The sequence below is a fragment of the Baekduia soli genome (assembly GCF_007970665.1).
In the GTDB taxonomy this organism is placed as follows: Bacteria; Actinomycetota; Thermoleophilia; order Solirubrobacterales; family Solirubrobacteraceae; genus Baekduia; species Baekduia soli.
This window is the reverse complement of sequence record NZ_CP042430.1, coordinates 22,395-41,059: the sequence shown is the minus strand read 5'-3', so window position 1 is coordinate 41,059 and position 18,665 is coordinate 22,395. Positions and strand designations below refer to the sequence as shown.

The window sequence follows — 18,665 nt, the reverse complement described above, 5'->3', positions numbered from 1 at the left end:
GGGCGGTCAGGCCGGCGGGACGAAGCGCAGCTGCCACGAGACGCCGAAGCGGTCGTTGACCCAGCCGAACCGCGGGCTGAACGGGTACGCGTCCAGCGGCATGAGGACCTCGCCGGCCTGCCCGAGCGCCTCGAAGAGCCGCTGCACCTCGGCCTCGCTGTCGCAGTCGACCATCAGCGACGTCGCCGGCGTGAACGTGAACGCGTGCGCGACCGGGCTGTCGGTGCACTGCACGCGCTGCTCGCCCAGCCGCAGCGTCGCGTGCACCACGGTGCCCTCGGGTCCCGGGCCCTCGGGGCCGTAGCGCTCGATGGCCTCGATGGCCGCGTCGCCGAAGATCTCGGCGTAGCGGAGCATCGCCTCCTCGGCCCGGCCCTCGAACATCAGCAGCGTCGTGATCGTGCGGCGCATGGCCCGATCGTGCCAGGTCGGCGGGCCGTCGGCGATCATGCCCGCATGACCCGGCCGACCCATGGTGCCGTCGCCGCACCCCAGGCCGCCGCCTCCGAGGCCGCGATCGCCGCCTACCGCGACGGCGGCAACGCCATGGACGCCGCGCTGGCCGCGGCGCTGTCGCTGACCGTCGTCTACCCCAACAACTGCGCCCTGGGGGGCGACCTGATCGCGCTCGTGCACCGCGCGGGGCGGCCGACCGTCGAGATCAACGCCTCGGGTCCCTCGGCGCGCGCGACCGATCCGGACGCCGTCCGCGCGCGGCACGCAGAGATGCCGGTCCACGGGACCGACCCCATCACGGTCCCCGGGCTCGTCGCGGGGCTGCACGCGGTGTGGTCGGAGGGGGGACGGCGGCCGTGGGCCGACGCGTTCGCGCCGGCGGTGGCGCAGGCCCGCGAGGGCGTCGCCGTGCCGCCGTCGCTGGCCCACGCCCTCCAGGGCGACGCCGCGCTCCTGGCGGCCGACCCGGGCATGCGCGAGGTCTTCCTCGGCGACGACGGCGCCGTGCTCGGGCCGGGCGGCGCGCTGCGCCAGCCTGCGCTGGCCCGCTCCCTGGAGCTCCTGGCCGACGGCGGGCCCGACGCGCTGTACCGGGGCGAGCTGGGAGCGTCCCTGCTGGCGTTCCTGCGCGCGCAGGGCTCGGTCCTCGACGCCGAGGACCTCGCGGGCTTCGCGCCCGAGCGCGGCGCGCCGCTGTCCTTCGCGCTGGGCGAGGACGAGCTGCTGACCTCCCGCCCCAACACGCAGGGGTTCCTGCTGGCGCTGCTGCTCGGCGCGCTGGAGCACGTCGACCCCGCGCTGGACCCGCTGGGCCCGCAGGCCGCGTCGCTGGCCCGGATCGCGGCGGCGACGCTGGAGGACCGCCGCCGCCACCTCTGCGACCCGCGCTTCACGCCCGTGCCGCTCGACGTCCTGCTGGGCGAGGACCACCTGCGCGAGGTCGCGCGCCGCGCGGCCGCCGGGGACGCGCCCGCCGGCGGCGGCGAGCCGGGGCCCCGGCCCCGCGGCGACACGGTCGCGATCGTCACCGCCGACGGCGAGGGCAACGCCGTCTGCCTCATCCAGAGCCTGTTCCACGCATTCGGCTCCGGTCTCATGGACCCGGCCACGGGGATCATCTGCCACAACCGCGGCGCGTACTTCACGCTGGATCGCGGGTCGCCCAACCGCCTCGAGCCGTCCAAGCGCCCGGCCCACACGCTCATGCCGTCCATGCTGCTGCGCGACGGGCGCCCGGTCCTCGTGCTCGGCACGATGGGCGGCAGCGGCCAGGCGCAGATCCTGGCCCATGTGCACCTGCACCTGCGCCGCGGCCTCGGCCTGCAGGAGGCGCTGCACGCCCCGCGCTGGGTCGTCGGCGGCGCGGGTGCCGGCCAGCCGGCCGACGTCGTGCTCGCCGAGGGCCGCGTGCCCGCGACGGCCCGGGCGTCGCTGGCCACGACGGGCCTGCCGGTCACCGCCCTCGACGACTTCGACGCCCAGGTCGGCCACGCCCAGGCCATCCGGATCGAGCCCGGCGGCACGCTGACACCGGCCAGCGACCCTCGCAGCGAGGGCGCGGCGCTGGTGAGCGGGCCGTAGGCGCCCTCCCCTGGACGCGACCGGGGCGTCCCGGCTACGGTGCCCGCGGGTCCGGCCGACGGCCGGCACAGGCGACACGGGGCGGACGCGGATGCGGCGGATCGGTGTGGATGTCGGCGGCACGTTCACGGACATCGTGCTGTGGGACGACGAGCTGGGCCGTCCGACGGTGCACAAGCTCCCGTCCACGCCGGCCGACCCGTCGACCGCCGCACTGGAGGGCATCCGGACCGTGGCCGACCTGGCCGGCATCGACCTCGACGGCGTGCAGCGCGTCTCGCACGGGACGACGACGGCCACCAACGTCGTGGTCCAGCGGCGCGGCGCGCGCGTCGGGTTCATCACGACCGCGGGCTACCGCGACATCCTCCACACCGCCCGCCACAAGAAGCCCTACTCGTTCAGCCTCTTCCAGGAGCTGCCGTGGCAGTCGCACCCGCTGGCGCGCCGCCGGTTCCGCCTGCCGGTGCCCGAGCGCGTGACCGCCGACGGCCGGACGCTCATCCCGCTCGACGAGGACGCCGTGCGGGCCGCCGCCGTGGAGCTGCGCGAGAGCGGGGTGGAGGCCATCGCCATCGGGTTCCTGTGATCCTACCTCTACCCGGAGCACGAGGCGCGGGCCAAGGCGATCTGCCAGGAGGTGGCCCCGGAGCTGTTCGTGTGCACGAGCTCGGAGGTCATCCCGCAGTTCCGCGAGTACGAGCGCTTCAGCACCACCGCCCTGAACGCCTACGTCGCTCCGTCAGTGCGCGAGTACGTCGGGCGGATCGCCGCGGCGCTGCAGGACGCCGGGGTGCCCGACGAGCTGCGCCTGATGAACTCGGCCGGCGGCGTCGTCTCGGCCGAGGGCGCCCGCGAGCTGCCGGTCTCGCTGCTCATGTCGGGGCCCGTGGCCGGCGTGCTCGGCGGGATCTGGGCCGGCGAGCTGGCCGGGGTCGACAGCGTGATCACCATCGACATGGGCGGCACGTCGGTGGACATCGGCGTGGCGCCGCACCGCGAGTTCCGGATGAAGCACATCCTGGACTCCCAGGTCGGCGGCTACCACACCATGATGCCCATGCTCGACTGCGAGGCGGTCGGGGCGGGCGGCGGCAGCATCGCCTTCCTCGACGCCGGCGGCGTCATGCGCGTGGGCCCGCGCAGCGCGGGCGCCTCGCCGGGGCCCGCCTGCTACGGCTGGGGCGGCACGGAGCCGACGGTGACCGACGCGGAGGTCGTGCTCGGGCGCATCCGTGCCGACGCGCTGCTGTCCGGCGCGCTGCCCCTGCACCCCGGCCTGGCCGAGGACGCCATCCGCACCCGGCTGGCCGAGCCGCTCGGGATCGGCGTCGCCGAGGCCGCGCTGGGAATCCTGGAGATCGCCACGGAGACGACGGTCACCGCCATCGAGGCCAGCAGCGTGCGCCGGGGCCTGGACCCGCGGGACTTCGGCCTGGTCGTGTTCGGCGGCGCGGGCCCGCTGTTCGGGTTCGACATCGCCGCGCGGATGGACATCCCGCGCCTGGTCGTCCCGCCCGGCCCGGGGCTGACCTCGGCGCTGGGGCTGCTGACCAGCGACACGGTCTACGAGTTCGGCCGCACGGTCATGCGCAGCGGCAACCAGGGGTCCGGCCTCGACGGGCTCGCCCTCGCCTTCGCGCAGCTCGAGGCCCAGGCCTCGGCGGCCATGGAGCGCGACCGGGTGCCCGCCACGCACCGGCGCATGGAGCGCTATGCCGAGTGCCGCTACGCCGGCCAGGGCTACGAGCTGCGCGTCGCGTGCCCGGAGGGCGAGGCCTCCGAGGACTGGCTGGCGCGGCTCACCGAGGCCTTCCACGATCGGCACGAGCGCGAGTACTACCGCGCCTACCGCGAGCAGGCCATCGAGGTCGTCAACGTCCGCGTCCGTGGCGTCGGCGAGCTGCAGCGGGTCGTCTGGCCGCTGCTGGAGCCACGCGAGGCCGCCGACCCGCACGCCACCCACGACGTCTGGTTCCGTGTCGCCGGGGAGCCCGTGCGGCTGCCCTGCCCGTTCTACGTCCGCGACGACCTGGCGCCCGGCCAGACCGTCGCCGGGCCCGCCGTCATCCAGCAGTTCGAGTCGACCACGATCGTCCCGCCGGGCCAGACGGTGCAGGTCAACCCGTACGGGATCCTCACCGCCGACCTGACCCCCGCCGCAGGAGCGCACGATGCCTGAGCCCACCGCCCGCCCCGAGCGCAGGCTCGACCCCATCACCTTCCGGGTGCTCGGCGGCGCGTTCGAGTCCGTCGCCCAGGAGATGGCCTCCGTCCAGATCCGGATGTCGCTGTCGGGCATCATCCGCGAGTCCGAGGACATGGGCGCCGGGATCTTCGACCTCACGGGCCGCGAGATCTGCGAGAGCGACACGAGCCCGATGCACATCGGGTCGCTGCCCTGGTACATCCGCGGCATCCGCCAGACGTGGGCCGACGACTGGTCCGACGGCGACATCGTCCTGCACAACCACCCCTACAAGGGCGCGTCGCACTCGCCCGACGCCGCGATCATCATGCCCATCTTCTTCGCCGGCGAGGCGGTCGCCTTCGCCGGGGTCACGGGGCACATGCTCGACCTCGGCGGCGCGGCGCCCGGGCTCAACATGGACGTCTTCGACATGTGGGCCGAGAACAAGATCTACGACGCGCTGAAGATCTACGAGGCCGGCACGCTGAACCGCGAGCTGTGGCGCCACATCCTGGGCAACACGCGCGTGCCCGAGGAGAACCGCGGCGACCTCGACGCGATGATCGCCGCCTGCCGCGTCGGGCGCGACCGTTTCGTCGCGCTCCTGGAGCGCTACGGCAAGGACACCGTCTTCGCCGCCGCCGAGGAGTGGATGGACTACTCCGAGTTCATGATGCGGCGCGAGATCGAGAAGATCCCGGACGGCCGCTACCGGGCGCCCACGGGGTGGCTGGACGACAACGGCCGCGACCGCGGGCGGCCGCTGCGCGTCGAGTGCGCGGTCGAGGTCTCGGGCTCGGACATCACCGTCGACCTGACGGGCAGCGAGGCCGAGAGCCCGACGAGCTACAACTCGCCGTTCGAGGGCGCGACCCAGGTCGCCGCCTACTACATCATCCGCACCATCCTGCTCGACGACGCGCTCAGCGACGTCCACGTCCCCCAGAACGATGGGATCTTCCGGGCGATCACCGTCGTGGCCCCCGAGGGGACGATCTACAACCCGCGGTTCCCGCGCGCCTCCAGCGGGCGGTTCATGAAGTGCGAGCGGATCTGCGACAACGTGATCCTGGCGCTGTCGGACCCGTGGCCCGAGCGCACGACCGCGGGCAACGGCGCCGTCTGCCACGCGATCTCCTACAGCGGGTTCCAGCCCGAGAAGTCCCAGTACTGGGTGTACATGGAGATCAACGAGTCCTCCTACGGCGGCCGCTACGGGATGGACGGCCTGGACTCCGTCGACAGCCTGCTCGTCAACACGCGCAACAACCCGATCGAGGAGCTCGAGGGCCGCTATCCGCTGCGGTGCGAGCGCTACGAGCTGCGCCCCGAGCCGCCGGCGCCTGGGCGCTGGCGCGGCGGGGTGGGGATCGTGCGCGAGACCCGCTACCTGACCGACGGCTACGTCTCGTCGGAGGCCGACCGCCACTACGACCCGCCCCGGGGCGTCTACGGCGGCAGCGACGGCGTCACCGCCGCGATGACGCGAAACCCCGGCGGACCGCGCGAGGAGTCGCTGCCCGCCCTGCTGACGGGGGTCGAGTTCAAGGACGGCGACCTGCTGCGGATCGAGACCCCCAGCTCGGCGGGCTACGGCGACCCGTTCGAGCGCGACCCGGCGGCCGTCGCCGAGGACTACCTCGACGGCTTCGTCGACCTCGACGAGGCGCGGCGCAGTTACGGCGTCGTGCTGGGCCGCGACGGCAGCGTCGACGCCGCGGCCACGCAGGCGCTCCGCGCGGGGCGCTGAGCGACCGCCGCGCTCACCACGCGGTCCAGCCGCCGTCGACGGCCAGGACGTGGCCGGTGACCATGGCGGCACCGTCGGAGACGAGGTAGAGCACGGCGCCGGCGACGTCGGAGACCTCGCCGATCCGGCCGGCGGGGATGCGGCGCAGCACGTCGGCGCGGAACGCGTCGTCGGCGAGCATGGGCTCGGTCAGGGGCGTGCGGATGAACGTGGGGGCGACCGCGTTGACCGTGATCCCCGACGGCGCCCACTCGACGGCGAGCGCCTTCGTGAGGCCGTCGACGGCGTGCTTGCTGGCGCAGTAGACCGCGCGGCCGGGGTAGCCCACGCTGCCCATCTGCGAGGACATGAGCACGATCCGCCCGGGCCGGCCGTGCTCGAGCAGCAGGCGGCCGACCTCGCGGCAGGCGACGAACGCCGCCCGCACGTTGAGCGACATGATGGCGTCGAAGTCCTCGAGCGTGACGTCGACGGTCGGGCCCGGACGGTTCGTGCCCGCGGAGGCCAGCAGGATCGACAGCGGCGCCCGCGCCTCGGCCGCCGCGACGGCCTCGACCACGGCCCGCTCGTCGCCGGCATCGGCCGCGTGGGGCCAGACGCGGCCGCCCGGGCCCTCCGCCGCCTCGGCGGCCAGCGACGCCAGGTCGGAGTCCGTGCGCGACAGCGCGGTGACGTCGGCGCCCGCCCGCGCCAGCGCCAGCGCGCAGGCGCGGCCCAGCCCGCGCCCCGCGCCGGTGACCAGCGCGTGGCGGCCCTGCAGCGGCAGGGCGGTCACGCGTCCGCCGCCGCGTCGCGCTCGGCCACGAGCCGGCTCAGCGCCACGTACAGCGCGTCGCGCTCGGCGACGATCCGCGCGACCTCGGCAGGGTCGAGGTCGAGGTAGCCGCCGCCGCTCTTGGTGCCCAGCCGGCCGGCGTCCACGAGCGCGCGCACGGACTCGGGGACCGCGAAGCGCGGCCCGAGGTCCTTCTCCAGCGCGGCGTAGGCCCCGGCGTAGACGTCCAGGCCGGCCATGTCGGCGATCATGAACGGGCCGAAGAACGGCAGGCGGAAGCCGAACGTCGAGCGCACGACGCGGTCGACCTCCTCGGCGGTGGCCACGCCGTCGGCAACCACCGACGCGGCCTCCTTGAACATCGCGAACTGGATGCGGTTGCCCACGAAGCCGGCCGAGTCGCCGACCGTCGCCGGCTCCTTGCCCAGCGCCACGAGGATCTCGCGGACCCTGGAGACGACCTCGGGCCGCGTGCGCTCGCCGGGGATGACCTCGACCCCGGGCACCCACTGCGGCGGGTTGAACCAGTGCACGCCCAGGAACCGCTCGGGGCGGCGCAGGCCCTCGGCCAGCACCCGGATGGGGATGGCGGAGGTGTTGGTGGCCAGGATGCACGCCTCGGCTGCGCCCGCCTCGAGCTCGGCGAGCACGCCGCGCTTGACCTCGGGGTCCTCGGCGACGGCCTCGAGCACGAACTCGGCGTCGGCCGCGGCCTCGCGCGGGGAGGCGACGGCGACCGTCCGCTCGGCGATCGCGTCGGCCGAGCCGGCGGCCATGAGCCTGTCGCGCTCGAAGGCCTGCGCCAGGGCGATCGCGCGCCCGCGCCCGGCCTCGGCGTGCTCGGGGCTCGCGTCGGCGATCCGCACGCTCACGCCCGCCAGGGCGAGCACCTGGACGAACCCCGCGCCCATCGTGCCCGCCCCGATCACGCCCGCCGTGCGGATCGGCGGCGGCCCGGCGTCTGCGTGGGTCACTCGGCGGCCGCGGGCATCGATGACAGCGCCGGCGCCGCGGCCGACCGGTACTCCTCGCGCGTGGGCACGAAGACGTCGATCGCGACGCAGCCCTCGGGGCCGCCCATGCCGGCGTGCAGCACGCCGCCGGGGATGACGTAGGCCTCGTGCCTGCCGACGTGGTGCTCGGTCCCGTCGATGATCATGATCTGGACGCCCTCGAGGACCACGCCGATCTGCTCGTGGGGATGGCTGTGCTCGGGGACCAGCGCGCCCGGGCCCAGGTGCACGATGTTGACCGACGCGCCCTCCCCGTAGACCCCGCGCATCTCGACGCCCGGCGCGGGCAGCAGCGGGTCGGCATCGGCGTAGCGGTAGAACGTCGGCTCGGTCATCAAACCCTCGGTTTCTGACGGTGGGCGGCTCGGTGGAGCATCCAGCCTTTCCGAACGCGCGGCCGAAGGCAACCGCGGCCGTACTACATTCCGGCCGTGCCGCTGATCGCGCAGGCCGGATGACGAGCGGGCCCGACGCGGCGCCGGCGGCCGGGGGCACGGTCGCGGCGGGCCGGGTCGCCGACGTGCTGCTCGCCGTCGCCGATGCGCCCCGGCCCGTCGGGGTGTCCGAGCTGGCGCGGCGGCTCGGGCTCAGCAAGGCCGTCGTGCACCGGATCCTCAGCTCGCTCGTCGACCGCGGCCTGCTGGCCACCTCGCCGGGCCGCGGGACCTACACGCTCGGCGCCGCCGCCGTGCGCATCGGCGCTCGCGCGCTGGGCTCCCTGGACCTCCGGGTCCTCGCGCTGCCCGTCCTCGGCGAGCTGCAGGCGCGAACGGGGGAGACGACGACGGTCTCCGCGCTGGTGGGCACGCACCGGATCTACCTCGACCAGGTGGTCAGCCCGCAGGAGATCCGGATGACCGTCGAGCTCGGCGTCCCCTGCCCGCTGCACGCGGGCGCCAGCGGCAAGGCCATCCTCGCCTTCGCCGACGGCCGCCTGCGGGCCGCGGTGCTCGCCGGCCCCCTCGCGGGCCTGACCACGCAGACGATCACCGGCGCCGGCGCGCTGCGGGCGGAGCTGGCGGAGATCCGCGCCCGGGGCGTCGCGCTGAGCCGCGGGGAGCGACAGGCCGGCGCCGCCAGCGTGGCCGCGCCGGTCCTCGGCCCCGACGGCCACGCGATCGGCTCGGTCAGCGTCTGCGGCCCACGCGACCGCCTGGACCCCGCCGCGCTGGAGGGCCTCGCCGACGCGGTCGCCGCCGCGGCCCGGCGCGTCAGCGACGCCGTGGCCGCATCCGCGCTCACTCCATGAACACGCCGCCGTTGATGTTGAGGATCTGGCCGGTGACCCACGCCGACGCGTCCGAGGCGAGGTAGACGACCGCCTCGGCCTGGTCTTCGGGCACACCGAGCCGGGCGAGCGGCAGGCCCGCGGTCGTGTAGCCCCGCCCCTCGGTCATCGGCGTGGCGACGGGGCCCGGGGCGACGCCGTTGACGCGGACGCCGTGCGGCGCGTAGTGGCCGGCCGTCCACTTCACGAGCGCGTGGACCCCGCCCTTCGACGCGCCGTAGGCCGGGCCCGAGCGCAGGCCGCCGGTCTTGCCGGCCAGCGAGCCGAAGAGGATCGCCGACCCCGCGCCGCGCTCGCGCATGGGCGGCAGGGCGTGCTTGAGGAACAGCATGGGGCCCAGGAGGTTGACGTCCAGGATGCGTCGCAGCTCGTCGGCGGTCGCCTCCTCCAGGGGTTGGAAGCTCACGATCCCCGCCGTGTTGACCGCGACACGCAGCGGCCCGATCTCGCCCTCGCAGGTCGCGACCGCGCTCGCGAGCGCGTCCTCGTCGAGCAGGTCGCCGTGCACGGCGAGCGCCGTGCCGCCGCCGTCGCGGATCGCCGCCGCGACGGGCTCGGCGTCGGCGAGGTCGAAGCACAGCACGTGCGCGCCCTCGCGCGCGAGGGCCAGCGCGGCGGCCCGGCCGATGCCCGAGGCGGCACCGGCGACGAGGACGGCGGCGCCGGCGAGATCGGGTGCGTGCAGGGGCCCGGACACGGGAGGGGTGGTCGCCATGACGCGCGACTCTATGGCGCCTCTAGCATCCGTGCATGCCCCCCGCCGCCTTCCACGTCCGCCCGCCCGGCTGGCTCGGGCCGCGCGCCGGCGGGGCGTTCGCCGCGCTGCGCACCTGGGCGCAGGAGGCCGAGCGGCTGGGCTTCGACGGGATCTTCGTCGGCGACCGCATGCTCGCCTCCGCGCGCGACGCCGACGGCCGCGAGGTGTACGCGGCGTCGATGCTCGAGCCGTTCACCACGCTGGCCGCGCTGGCGGCGTGCACCACGACGGTGCGCCTCGGCACGCTCGTCATCGTCGTGCCGTTCCGCCACCCCGTGCCGCTGGCCAAGGCCGTCGCGAGCCTCGACGTGCTGTCGGAGGGCCGGGTGATCCTCGGCACCGGCGTCGGCTGGAACGGGCCGGAGTTCGCGGTGCTGGGCCTGGACCCCGCCGAGCGCGGCCCTCGCTTCGAGGAGGCCCTGGAGGTCATGCGCGCGCTGTGGACGGCCGAGCCCGTGACGCGCTCGGGGCGCTTCTGGGAGCTCGACGGGACCCACGTCAGCCCGGCGCCGGCCCAGGACGGCGGCCCCCCGATCTGGATCGCGGCGTTCTCGCCCGGCCAGGCCCTGGACCGGGCCGGCGCGCCGTCGGCCGCCGCGCTGCGCGTGCTCGACCGCGCCGGGCGCCTGGCCGACGGCTGGGTCCCGCTGGTGTACTCGGCCTCCGCGCGCCACCGGCTGGGCGCCGAGGCCCTCGGCCGCGCGTGGGAGCACGTGCTGGCCGGCGCCGAGCGCCACGGGCGCCGGCGCGAGGACATCGACCTGGTGTTCTCGGACTGGGGCTACGTCCTGACCGACGGGGCGAGCCGGCGGCGCTGCGAGCAGGCACTGGCCGGGTTCTTCGCCGGCGACTGGGCCGACGCGCTGCGCACGTACTCCATCGGCACGGCCGAGGAGGTCGTCGAGCGCATCCGGCGCGACACGGCGTCCGTCGACCATGTCGATGCCTATGTCTTCACGCCCCTGGACCCCGACCCGGAGCAGCTCGGGCTGCTCGCCGAGCACGTCGCCCCCGCGCTGCGCGCGGGCTGAGGGCCGGCGGCCGGTCAGGCGCCGGCGGCCAGCTCGCCGATCGCCCCGGCGCAGGTGCTCAGGCGGGTCACCCCGCGCAGCGAGCGCAACGTCGCGTCGTGGGCCTCGCGGTCGAACGCCGCGCAGCCGTCGGCCAGCAGCGTGGTCGCCAGCCCGCGGACGTGGGCGTCGCGGACCGTCGAGGCCACCCCTCCGTTGGTGACGATCCCGGCGACGAGCAGGTGGTCGGCGCCCAGCCCCTGCAGCACCCACTCCAGGCGCGACTGGTGGAACGCCGAGAACGCGACCTTCTCCACGACGACGTCGGCCGGCGCGAGCGCGTCGACGAGGTCGTGCCCGCGGCGGCCCGGCTCGAAGTCGCCCGGGCCCAGGAACGGGCGCAGGGCGTGCAGGTGCTCGGCGATCTGGGGCGGGCGCCCGCGGCGGGCGACGATCGTGAACTGCGCCGAGACGATGGGGACGGCGGCGGCTCGGGCGGCGTCCAGGACCGGCGCCACGCGCGCGGGCAGCGCGGCGAGGTCGGCGTTGCCCAGCCCGGCGCGCCCATAGGCGCCGTCGGGCGAGAGGAAGTCGTGCTGCAGGTCGATGAGCAGGACCGCGGTGCTCACGCGCGGGCGACCTCGATGAGCAGGTTGCCCAGCGCGTCGACCGTCGCGGTCGAGCCGGGCTCCACGAGGATCGTCGTGTCGGGCTGCTGCAGCACGGCGGGGCCCTCGAGCCGCGCGCCGGCGGGCAGCGCCAGGCGGTCGTAGACCGGCGTGTCCTGCCAGCGCCCGTCGGTCCACACGGGCCGGGTGGCCCGACGCGCGGCGTCGGCCGTCGCGCCGTCCGGCGGCCGGAAGCCCGAGAGGTCGACGCGCGGTCGGCGCCCGACGACCGCGGTGCGCAGGGTCTGCAGCAGCACGGGCACGCCGGCCAGCGTCTGGCCGTAGGCCTCCTCGTAGCGGCGGTCGAACGCGGCGGCGACGTCGGCGCCGGCCACCGCTGCGCCGCCGCCGGGCAGCGTGACCGGCACGGCCACGGCGTGGCTCTGGCCGCGGTAGAGCATGTCGACCTCGAACAGGACGTCGATGCCCTCCAGCGCCACCCCGGTCGCCGAGAGCGCCTCGGTCCCGCGCCGGGCGGTCGCGGCCATCTCCGCGGCCAGCGCCGCGCCGTCGAGGGCCTCCAGCGCGACGTTGAGCGTGTGGACGTAGTCGTGGCGCAGGTCGGCCAGCACGCAGCCCAGCGCGCTCGTGATCCCGGGCAGCGGCGGTACGAGCGCCTGCGGGCAGCCGACCTCGCGCAGGAGCGCCCCGACGTGCAGCGCGCCCGCACCGCCGAAGGGCATGAGCGAGAAGCGCGTGGGGTCGTGGCCGCGCTGGATCGAGATGAGCCGGATCGCGCCGGCCATGCGGGCGTTGGCGACGTCGATGACCGCCTGCGCGGCGGCCTCGACCCCCAGGCCGAGCGGCGCGCCGACGTGGGCGGCCAGCGCGGCCCGCGCCGCGTCGACGTCCAGGCGACCCAGGCCCTCGCCGAGCGGGTGCTCGGCGTCGATGCGGCCGAGGACGACGTTGGCGTCGGTGACCGTCGGACGGTCGTTGCCCAGCCCGTAGGCCGCCGGCCCCGGCACGCTGCCCGCCGACTCGGGGCCGATGCGCAGCAGGCCCCCGGCGTCGACGTGGGCGATCGAGCCGCCCCCCGCGCCGATCGTCGTGATCTCGACCATCGGCGTGCGGATCACAAGGCCGAACTCGATCGCGGCCTGCTGGGCGAAGGCCGCCGCGCCGCCGGCGACGAGCGCGACGTCGAACGACGTGCCGCCCATGTCGCAGGTGATGACGTCGCCGATTCCGGCGTCGGCCGCGGTGCGCGCCGCGGCGACCACGCCGGCCGCGGGGCCCGAGAGCGCGGTGCGCACCGGGAAGCGCCGGGCCTCGTCGGCGGGCACCACGCCGCCGTTGGACTGCACGACGAGGAAGCGCCCGGCGAAGCCGTCGGCGGCGAGGTCGTCCTCCAGGCGCCGGAGGTAGGGCCCGACGACGGGCTGCAGGTAGCCGTTGAGCGCGGCGGTCGACGTCCGCTCGAACTCGCGGATCTCGGCGAGCAGCGCGCTCGAGACCGTCACGAGCTCCTCCGGCCAGTCGACCGCGCGGGCCGCCGCCTGCTCGTTGGCGTCGTTGGCGTAGGCGTTGATGAACGCGATGACGAGGGCCTGTGCGCCGCGCCCGCGCAGCTCGCGCGCCGCCGCGGCGACCTCGGCGGGGTCGACGGGCACGACGACCTCGCCGTCGGCGCCGACGCGCTCGTCGACCTCCACGCGCAGGTCGCGCGGGACGACGGGGACGAAGTCGCCGCGCATGCCCCACGTCGTGGGACGATCGCGGCGGCGCATCTCCAGCACGTCGCGGAAGCCGCGGGTCGTGATGACCCCGCACGGTGCGCCCTTGCGCTCCAGCAGGGCGTTGGTCGCCACCGTCGTGCCGTGCACGATCGCGGCGACGTCGGCGGGCGCCACGACCGAGCGCAGGCCCCGCAGGAAGCCCGCGGCCTCGCGCGTGCGCGTCGACGGGACCTTGGCGGTGCGCGCGCGCCCCGTGCGCTCGTCGAGCACCAGGATGTCGGTGAACGTGCCGCCGACGTCGATGCCGACGACCGTCGCGGGCCCGCACGCGCCGCTCACGGCGCCTCCGGGCCGGTGCCGTCGCCGGCGACGTAGCCGAGCCGGCGGTCGCGCTCGGCGGCCTCGGGCGCGCGGCGCGCCGGGTCGCCGTAGCCGCCGCCGCCGGGGCTGTCGATGCGCAGGCGGTCCCCGCGATGCAGCCGGATCCCCGTCGCCTTGGCGCCCAGGGCCGGGTGGTGGGGGCCGTCGGCATCGGTCCAGGTCACGACGTTGGGCGCGCCGTCGCCACCGCCCAGCGTGCCCCGCGGGGCGTGGCGCGCGCGCTCGCCGAAGACGAAGGCCTCGGCCTCGGCGCCGAGCACCTCGAGCTCGTAGGTCGCGCCGAGGCCGCCGCGGTGCTCGCCCGTGCCGCCGCTGCCCTCGCGCAGCGCCCAGCGCGTGAAGCGGACCGGGTAGGTGGCCTCGAAGACCTCCACGGGCGGGATGACGGCGGTCGACAGGGGCGCACTGCCGTGGTTGAGGCCGTCGCCGGACGACGAGCCGCCCAGGCCACCGCCGAAGAACGTGAACATGACCCAGCGGCTGCCGTCGTCGCGATGCCCGGCGAGCGACAGCGCGTTGATGGTCCCGTAGGACCAGCCCAGCGCGCGCTCGGGGCCGGCCTGGGCGATGGCGCCGAAGAGGATCTCCATCACGCGCAGGATCGTCTCGGTGTAGCCGCCGACCGGGCGGGGCGCCACGGCGTCGAGCAGGCTGCCGCCGGGGATCGCGATGTCGACGGGCCGCAGGCACCCGGCGTTGGCCGGCACCTCGGGGAAGAGGTGCTTGATCGCGACGTAGCAGGCCGCGGTCGCCGTGGCCCGCGAGATGTTCAGCGGGCCGGCGCAGGCCGGGTCGGTCCCCGTGAAGTCCAGGGCCAGCCGGTCACCGCGCACCGTCGCGGTCACCGCGACGCGGATCGGCACGTCGGTGATGCCGTCGTTGTCGAGGTGGTCGTCGCAGGCGTAGGTGCCGTCGGCCAGCCCGGCGATGCACGCGCGGGTCTGGCGCTCGGCCGCGTCGGTGAGCTGCCCGAAGGCGGCCGCGACGACGTCGTCGCCGTAGTCGTCGAGCAGGAGGGCGAGCCGCCGGGCGCCGAGCCCCAGCGCCGACAGCTGGGCGCGCAGGTCGCCGTAGGCGTTGTCGGGCGCCCGGCCGATCGCGCGGATGATGTCGACGATGTCCTCGCGCAGGACGCCCGCGTCGACGAGCTTGACCGGGGGCAGCAGCACGCCCTCCTGGTGGCTCTCGCGCGCGGCCGGGTTGTAGTTGCCCGGGACGTTGCCGCCGACGTCGTTGAAGTGCCCGACCGAGGCCAGCCAGCAGAACAGGCGCCCGTCGCGGAACAGCGGGCGCACGAGCTTGACGTCGTTGAGGTGCGTGGCGCCCGCGTAGGGGTCGTTGAAGACGTACACGTCGCCGTCGGCCGGGCCGCCGTCGCGCTCGGCGCGGGCGATCGCCAGCCGGACCGCGAACGCCATGGCGCCGACGAAGATCGGCAGCCCCGAGGTCCCCTGCACGAGCGTGTCGCCGGTCCGGGCGTCGTAGATGCCGTGGCAGGCGTCGTGGGCCTCGGCGATCGTCGGGTTGAACGCGCTGCGGAACAGCGTGGCGTCCATCTCGTCGACGATCTGCTCGAGCCGGCCCTGCAGGACCGCGAGCGTGACGGGGTCGACCGTCGTCACGATGTTCCGTTCAGAGGAACGGTCTGAGCCGGCATCCATCCCGAACCTATCGGATCGCCACCTCCGGACTCGAGGTCTCGTGCGGAGCCCCGAGGAGCGCGCCGACGCTGTGCTAGCGTCGCCGCGACCACCACCGCCGCGGTGGCGGAGCACCCGACGGGATCCTGTCGTTTCGCCTGAAGGAACACCCTCCGAGCCCCGGTCGCCGGCGTGCGCGCCCCGGTCGCACCTCTACGCGCCGGGCGACCGCGCCGACCTGGTCGAGAAGGCGCTGGCCGGCGAGGCCGACGTCGTCGTGGCCGACCTCGAGGACGCGGTGCCGGCCGACCGCAAGGACCGCGCCCGGGCCTACGTCGTCGCGCTCCTGGGCGAGCACCCCGGTGGCCGGCTGCACGTCCGCGTCAACGCCGTCGGCACGCCGGCCGGCCGGGCCGACCTCGCCGCGCTGGCCGGCGCGCCCGCGACGACGATCCGCCTGCCCAAGGTCGACGGGCCCGAGGTCGTACGCGAGGCGGCCGTCCTGCTCCGGGCCGGCGGGGGCCGGCGGCTGAGCTGTCTGCTGGAGTCCGCGCTGGGCGTCGAGCGCGCGCCGGAGATCGCCCGCGCCCACCCGTCGGTGGCGGCCATCGCCCTGGGCGAGGCCGACCTGCGCGCCGACCTCGGCGTGGCCGCCGGCGCCGCCGACGCCGGCCTGGCCCACGCCCGCGGCCGCTGCGTCCTCAGCGCCCGGGCCGCCGGCCTGCCGGCGCCCGTGCAGAGCGTCTTCACCGACGTGCGTGACCTCGACGGCCTGGCCCGCAGCACCCGCGCCGGCCGCGACGCCGGGTTCTTCGGGCGCTCGGCGGTGCACCCGCGCCAGGTGCCGGTCATCAACGCGGCGTTCACGCCGACCGCCGACGAGCTCGCCGACGCCCGCGCGCTCGTCGACGCCCTCGTGCGGGGCGACGGCAACACGCTGCTGGCCGACGGCCGCTACGTCGACCGCGCGGTCGTCGAGCTCGCGCGGCGGACCCTGGCCTGGGACGACCCGACCCCCGAGACCGAGGAGGCCCGATGAGCCCCGACCCCGAGCCCGTGCCCGACGCGCTGCTGCGCGCGCTGGAGGCCGGCGTGCGGACCTACGCGCTGGCCCAGCCGCTGCACGCCGCCGTGCCCCACTCGCCCAACCACCCCGGCTTCCGCCTGGCGCTGACGCGCCGCCACGGCGACATGGTGCGCGCCGACGGCGGCTCGGCGGCCAGCGAGCTCATCGTCACCGGCGGTCACGTCGGCACGCACGTCGACGCGCTCGCGCACGTCTCGCACGAGGGGCGCCTGCACGGCGGCGTCGACGCCTACGAGGCGCAGCGGGGCGGGCGCTTCTCGGCCTGCGGGATCGACACGCTCGGCCCGGTGGTCACGCGCGGGGTGCTGCTCGACGTCGCCGCCCGCGTCCACGACGTCGGCCGGCTGCCGGCCGCGCATCCGATCACCCCGGCCGAGCTGGAGGCGGCCGCCGCGGCCGCTGGGGTGGCGATCGCGCCGGGCGACGCGGTGCTCGTCCGCACGGGGTGGGCCCAGCTCTGGGGCGACGCGGCCGCGTTCGTCGGCGCCGAGACCGGCGTGCCCGGGCCGACCGCGGACGCCGCCCGCTGGCTCGTGGCCCGGGGCGCCGGGCTCGTCGGCTCCGACACCACGGCGTTCGAACACATCGCCGAGGGCGCCGGCCACGCGCTGCTGCCCGCCCACCGCGTCCTGCTCGTCGAGGCCGGCGTGCCGATCGTCGAGATGCTCGACCTCGAGGGGCTCGCCGCCGACGGCGTCACCGCGTTCACGTTCGTGCTCGCGCCGCTGCCGATCGTCGGCGGCACGGGCTCGCCGGTCAACCCGCTGGCCCTGGTGGGGGCGTGAGCGCCCCGGTCGCCGAGCAGCTCGCGGCGTTCGCCGACGCCGTGCGCCGTGACGGCCTGGACGACACGCGTGCCGCGCGCATGACCGGGCACATCCGCGACATCGTCGGGATCTGCATCGCCGCCGGGGCCGAGTGGGGCGACGACCCCGTCACGCGCGTCGTCGGCGGCTGGGGCGGGCCGGGCGCGGCGGGTGCCGTCGGGCGCGCGCTGCGCGCGCCGGCCCCGCACGCGGCGCTGGTCACCGGGACGCTGGCCCACGCGATCGACTTCGACGACACGCACCTGCCGTCCGTGCTGCATCCCAGCGCCTCGGTCGTGCCCGCGGCGCTGGCCGCCGGCGAGGCCGCCGGCGCGGAAGGTGCGCTGCTGCTGGCCGCCGTGGCCGTCGGCGACGAGGTCTGCTGCCGCCTGGGCATGGCGGGCTACGACGCCGCGCTGAAGAACTCCATCTTCTTCGAGCACGGCCTGCACGCGACCGCGATCTGCGGGGCCGTCGGGGCGGCGGCGGCCGCAGCGCTGGTCACGGGGCTGGACGCGGAGCAGGTCGCCCACGCGATGTCGATCGCGACGAGCATGGGCGCGGGCATCCTGGAGGCCAATCGCACGGGCGGCATGGTCAAGCGCGTGCACTGCGGCTGGGCCGCGCACGCCGGCGTCGCGGCGGCCGAGCTCGCGGCCGCCGGGCTGACGGGCGCGCCGACGGCCTTCGAGGGCCGCTTCGGGTTCCTGCACGCCTACTGTCGCGAGGCGGCCGACGTCGACGCGGTCACCGACGGGCTCCGAGAGCGCTGGGAGATCGACACGCTGCACGTCAAGCCCTACCCCAGCAACCACTTCACCCACGCCGTCATCGACGCCGCGCTCATGGCGCGCGAGGCGGGCATCGCGCCCGGCGACGTGCTCGGCGTGCAGGTCGGCCTCGCCGGGCCCGTGCTGCGCACGGTCGCCGAGCCGCCCGAGGTCAAGGCCGCCCCGCCGACGGGCTACGCGGCGAAGTTCAGCGCTCCGTTCACGTTCGCGCTGGCGCTGCTCGGCGGCGGCGGCCTCGGGCTCAGCCTGGGCGACTTCACCGACGAGCGCGCCGCCGACCCGGCGCTGCGCGCGCTCGCCGGGCGCGTGCGCTGCGTGCGCGACGACCGGTGCGATGCGATCTTCCCCCACCATTTCCCTGCGGTCGTGACGATCACGACCGCGTCGGGCGAGCACGAGCTCGCCGTCCTGGAGAACCGCGGCAGCCCCCAGCGCCCGCTGGACGCCGCCGAGCTGTCGCTGAAGTTCCGCGACTGCGCCGGCGGCGTGCTGCCCGCGGCGCAGGTCGACGAGCTCGACGCGGTGCTCGCCGACCTCGCCGGGCTGCAGGACCTCGGGACGATCGCGCGGCTGGCGTCGCCGGCCTGAGGCGTGCCGGCGGGACGGGCGCCCGGGGAGTTCCGTGACGGTCGTGGTCGGGTTGACGTGCGATATCCCGGTGAAGGTCACCAGGAGCGCGGAGAGCTGGACACACTCGGCCCCGCGCCCGCCCGTCGGCCCTCCGGTGGGTCATGACCACACCCAGCCGACCGCGGGCGCCGGGCCCGCCCAGTGCGTCCTCGCCGCGCCGAT

The 18,665-nt window shown here is 76.0% G+C and carries 17 protein-coding genes; 9 read left to right on the top strand and 8 right to left on the bottom strand.

Annotated elements, in window-relative coordinates; genetic code table 11:
* Window positions 1-6: 6 nt before the first annotated feature.
* A complete protein-coding gene (locus FSW04_RS00195) occupies window positions 7-411 on the bottom strand; it encodes a VOC family protein (RefSeq protein WP_146915015.1) in 405 nt (134 codons plus the stop codon).
* Between the two features lie 45 nt (window positions 412-456).
* Between FSW04_RS00195 and FSW04_RS00190 the strand changes: the two genes are divergently transcribed.
* The 4 genes from FSW04_RS00190 to FSW04_RS00175 all read left to right on the top strand — a co-directional run bounded on the left by FSW04_RS00190 (window position 457) and on the right by FSW04_RS00175 (window position 5,978).
* Window positions 457-2,037 carry a gamma-glutamyltransferase family protein gene (locus tag FSW04_RS00190; protein WP_146915013.1) on the top strand — a complete coding sequence of 527 codons (1,581 nt, stop codon included), beginning with the start codon at window positions 457-459 and terminating at the stop codon, window positions 2,035-2,037.
* 91 nt (window positions 2,038-2,128) lie between these two features.
* Window positions 2,129-2,626 (top strand): hydantoinase/oxoprolinase N-terminal domain-containing protein, encoded by a 498-nt coding sequence (locus FSW04_RS00185; protein WP_146915011.1) that lies wholly within the window; start codon window positions 2,129-2,131, stop codon window positions 2,624-2,626.
* A gap of 51 nt (window positions 2,627-2,677) precedes the next feature.
* On the top strand, window positions 2,678-4,219 hold the full coding sequence (locus FSW04_RS00180) for a hydantoinase/oxoprolinase family protein (RefSeq protein WP_146915009.1): 1,542 nt from the start codon (window positions 2,678-2,680) through the stop codon (window positions 4,217-4,219).
* The gene (locus FSW04_RS00175) at window positions 4,212-5,978 is read left to right on the top strand and encodes a hydantoinase B/oxoprolinase family protein (protein WP_146915007.1); all 1,767 of its coding nucleotides are present in this window, start codon (window positions 4,212-4,214) and stop codon (window positions 5,976-5,978) included. Before FSW04_RS00180 ends, FSW04_RS00175 begins: the two co-directional genes overlap by 8 nt.
* A gap of 13 nt (window positions 5,979-5,991) precedes the next feature.
* Here FSW04_RS00175 and FSW04_RS00170 read toward each other — a convergent pair whose 3' ends face one another.
* The 3 genes from FSW04_RS00170 to FSW04_RS00160 are packed head-to-tail and all read right to left on the bottom strand — an operon-like array spanning window position 5,992 to window position 8,101.
* Entirely contained in the window at window positions 5,992-6,753 is a 762-nt protein-coding gene (locus FSW04_RS00170) for an SDR family NAD(P)-dependent oxidoreductase (RefSeq protein WP_146915005.1), read from the bottom strand.
* A complete protein-coding gene (locus tag FSW04_RS00165) occupies window positions 6,750-7,727 on the bottom strand; it encodes a 3-hydroxyacyl-CoA dehydrogenase family protein (protein ID WP_228430758.1) in 978 nt (325 codons plus the stop codon). Before FSW04_RS00165 ends, FSW04_RS00170 begins: the two co-directional genes overlap by 4 nt.
* Window positions 7,724-8,101 (bottom strand): cupin domain-containing protein, encoded by a 378-nt coding sequence (locus FSW04_RS00160; RefSeq protein WP_146915004.1) that lies wholly within the window; start codon window positions 8,099-8,101, stop codon window positions 7,724-7,726. Before FSW04_RS00160 ends, FSW04_RS00165 begins: the two co-directional genes overlap by 4 nt.
* 119 nt (window positions 8,102-8,220) lie before the next feature.
* Between FSW04_RS00160 and FSW04_RS00155 the strand changes: the two genes are divergently transcribed.
* Window positions 8,221-9,015, top strand: a complete 795-nt coding sequence (locus tag FSW04_RS00155) for an IclR family transcriptional regulator (protein ID WP_146915002.1) — start codon at window positions 8,221-8,223, stop codon at window positions 9,013-9,015.
* Here FSW04_RS00155 and FSW04_RS00150 read toward each other — a convergent pair.
* Window positions 9,005-9,769 (bottom strand): SDR family NAD(P)-dependent oxidoreductase, encoded by a 765-nt coding sequence (locus tag FSW04_RS00150; RefSeq protein ID WP_146915000.1) that lies wholly within the window; start codon window positions 9,767-9,769, stop codon window positions 9,005-9,007. The genes FSW04_RS00155 and FSW04_RS00150 overlap by 11 nt on opposite strands.
* Before the next feature lie 35 nt (window positions 9,770-9,804).
* On the opposite strand from FSW04_RS00150, the gene FSW04_RS00145 reads away from it, so the two are divergent.
* Entirely contained in the window at window positions 9,805-10,842 is a 1,038-nt protein-coding gene (locus FSW04_RS00145; RefSeq protein ID WP_146914998.1) for an LLM class flavin-dependent oxidoreductase, read from the top strand.
* 14 nt (window positions 10,843-10,856) lie between these two features.
* On the opposite strand, the gene FSW04_RS00140 is transcribed toward FSW04_RS00145, so the two are convergent.
* Genes FSW04_RS00140 through FSW04_RS00130 form a run of 3 tightly spaced genes read right to left on the bottom strand, consistent with a single transcriptional unit; the run spans window position 10,857 to window position 15,210 of the window.
* Window positions 10,857-11,450, bottom strand: coding sequence for a cysteine hydrolase family protein (locus FSW04_RS00140; protein ID WP_146914995.1), 594 nt, complete (start codon window positions 11,448-11,450; stop codon window positions 10,857-10,859).
* Window positions 11,447-13,507, bottom strand: a complete 2,061-nt coding sequence (locus FSW04_RS00135; protein WP_146914993.1) for a hydantoinase/oxoprolinase family protein — start codon at window positions 13,505-13,507, stop codon at window positions 11,447-11,449. The genes FSW04_RS00140 and FSW04_RS00135 overlap by 4 nt, the downstream gene beginning before the upstream one ends.
* The gene (locus tag FSW04_RS00130; protein ID WP_146914991.1) at window positions 13,504-15,210 is read right to left on the bottom strand and encodes a hydantoinase B/oxoprolinase family protein; all 1,707 of its coding nucleotides are present in this window, start codon (window positions 15,208-15,210) and stop codon (window positions 13,504-13,506) included. Before FSW04_RS00130 ends, FSW04_RS00135 begins: the two co-directional genes overlap by 4 nt.
* Between FSW04_RS00130 and FSW04_RS00125 the strand changes: the two genes are divergently transcribed.
* Genes FSW04_RS00125 through FSW04_RS00115 form a run of 3 tightly spaced genes read left to right on the top strand, consistent with a single transcriptional unit; the run spans window position 15,173 to window position 18,461 of the window.
* Window positions 15,173-16,228 (top strand): HpcH/HpaI aldolase/citrate lyase family protein, encoded by a 1,056-nt coding sequence (locus tag FSW04_RS00125; RefSeq protein ID WP_146914989.1) that lies wholly within the window; start codon window positions 15,173-15,175, stop codon window positions 16,226-16,228. The genes FSW04_RS00130 and FSW04_RS00125 overlap by 38 nt on opposite strands.
* Window positions 16,225-17,061: a cyclase family protein gene (locus FSW04_RS00120; RefSeq protein WP_146914987.1), complete on the top strand. Its 837-nt coding sequence runs from the start codon at window positions 16,225-16,227 to the stop codon at window positions 17,059-17,061. Before FSW04_RS00125 ends, FSW04_RS00120 begins: the two co-directional genes overlap by 4 nt.
* Window positions 17,058-18,461, top strand: coding sequence for an MmgE/PrpD family protein (locus tag FSW04_RS00115; RefSeq protein ID WP_146914985.1), 1,404 nt, complete (start codon window positions 17,058-17,060; stop codon window positions 18,459-18,461). The genes FSW04_RS00120 and FSW04_RS00115 overlap by 4 nt, the downstream gene beginning before the upstream one ends.
* The last annotated feature ends 204 nt before the right edge of the window (window positions 18,462-18,665 follow it).

Coding starts and splice junctions, on each gene's coding strand:
- FSW04_RS00185 (WP_146915011.1), top strand. CDS start 2,129: ATGCGGCGGATCGGTGTGGATGTCGGCGGCACGTTCACGGACATCGTG.
- FSW04_RS00120 (WP_146914987.1), top strand. CDS start 16,225: ATGAGCCCCGACCCCGAGCCCGTGCCCGACGCGCTGCTGCGCGCGCTG.
- FSW04_RS00145 (WP_146914998.1), top strand. CDS start 9,805: ATGCCCCCCGCCGCCTTCCACGTCCGCCCGCCCGGCTGGCTCGGGCCG.
- FSW04_RS00195 (WP_146915015.1), bottom strand. CDS start 411: ATGCGCCGCACGATCACGACGCTGCTGATGTTCGAGGGCCGGGCCGAG.
- FSW04_RS00150 (WP_146915000.1), bottom strand. CDS start 9,769: ATGGCGACCACCCCTCCCGTGTCCGGGCCCCTGCACGCACCCGATCTC.
- FSW04_RS00125 (WP_146914989.1), top strand. CDS start 15,173: ATGTTCCGTTCAGAGGAACGGTCTGAGCCGGCATCCATCCCGAACCTA.
- FSW04_RS00190 (WP_146915013.1), top strand. CDS start 457: ATGACCCGGCCGACCCATGGTGCCGTCGCCGCACCCCAGGCCGCCGCC.
- FSW04_RS00175 (WP_146915007.1), top strand. CDS start 4,212: ATGCCTGAGCCCACCGCCCGCCCCGAGCGCAGGCTCGACCCCATCACC.
- FSW04_RS00155 (WP_146915002.1), top strand. CDS start 8,221: ATGACGAGCGGGCCCGACGCGGCGCCGGCGGCCGGGGGCACGGTCGCG.
- FSW04_RS00160 (WP_146915004.1), bottom strand. CDS start 8,101: ATGACCGAGCCGACGTTCTACCGCTACGCCGATGCCGACCCGCTGCTG.
- FSW04_RS00130 (WP_146914991.1), bottom strand. CDS start 15,210: ATGGATGCCGGCTCAGACCGTTCCTCTGAACGGAACATCGTGACGACG.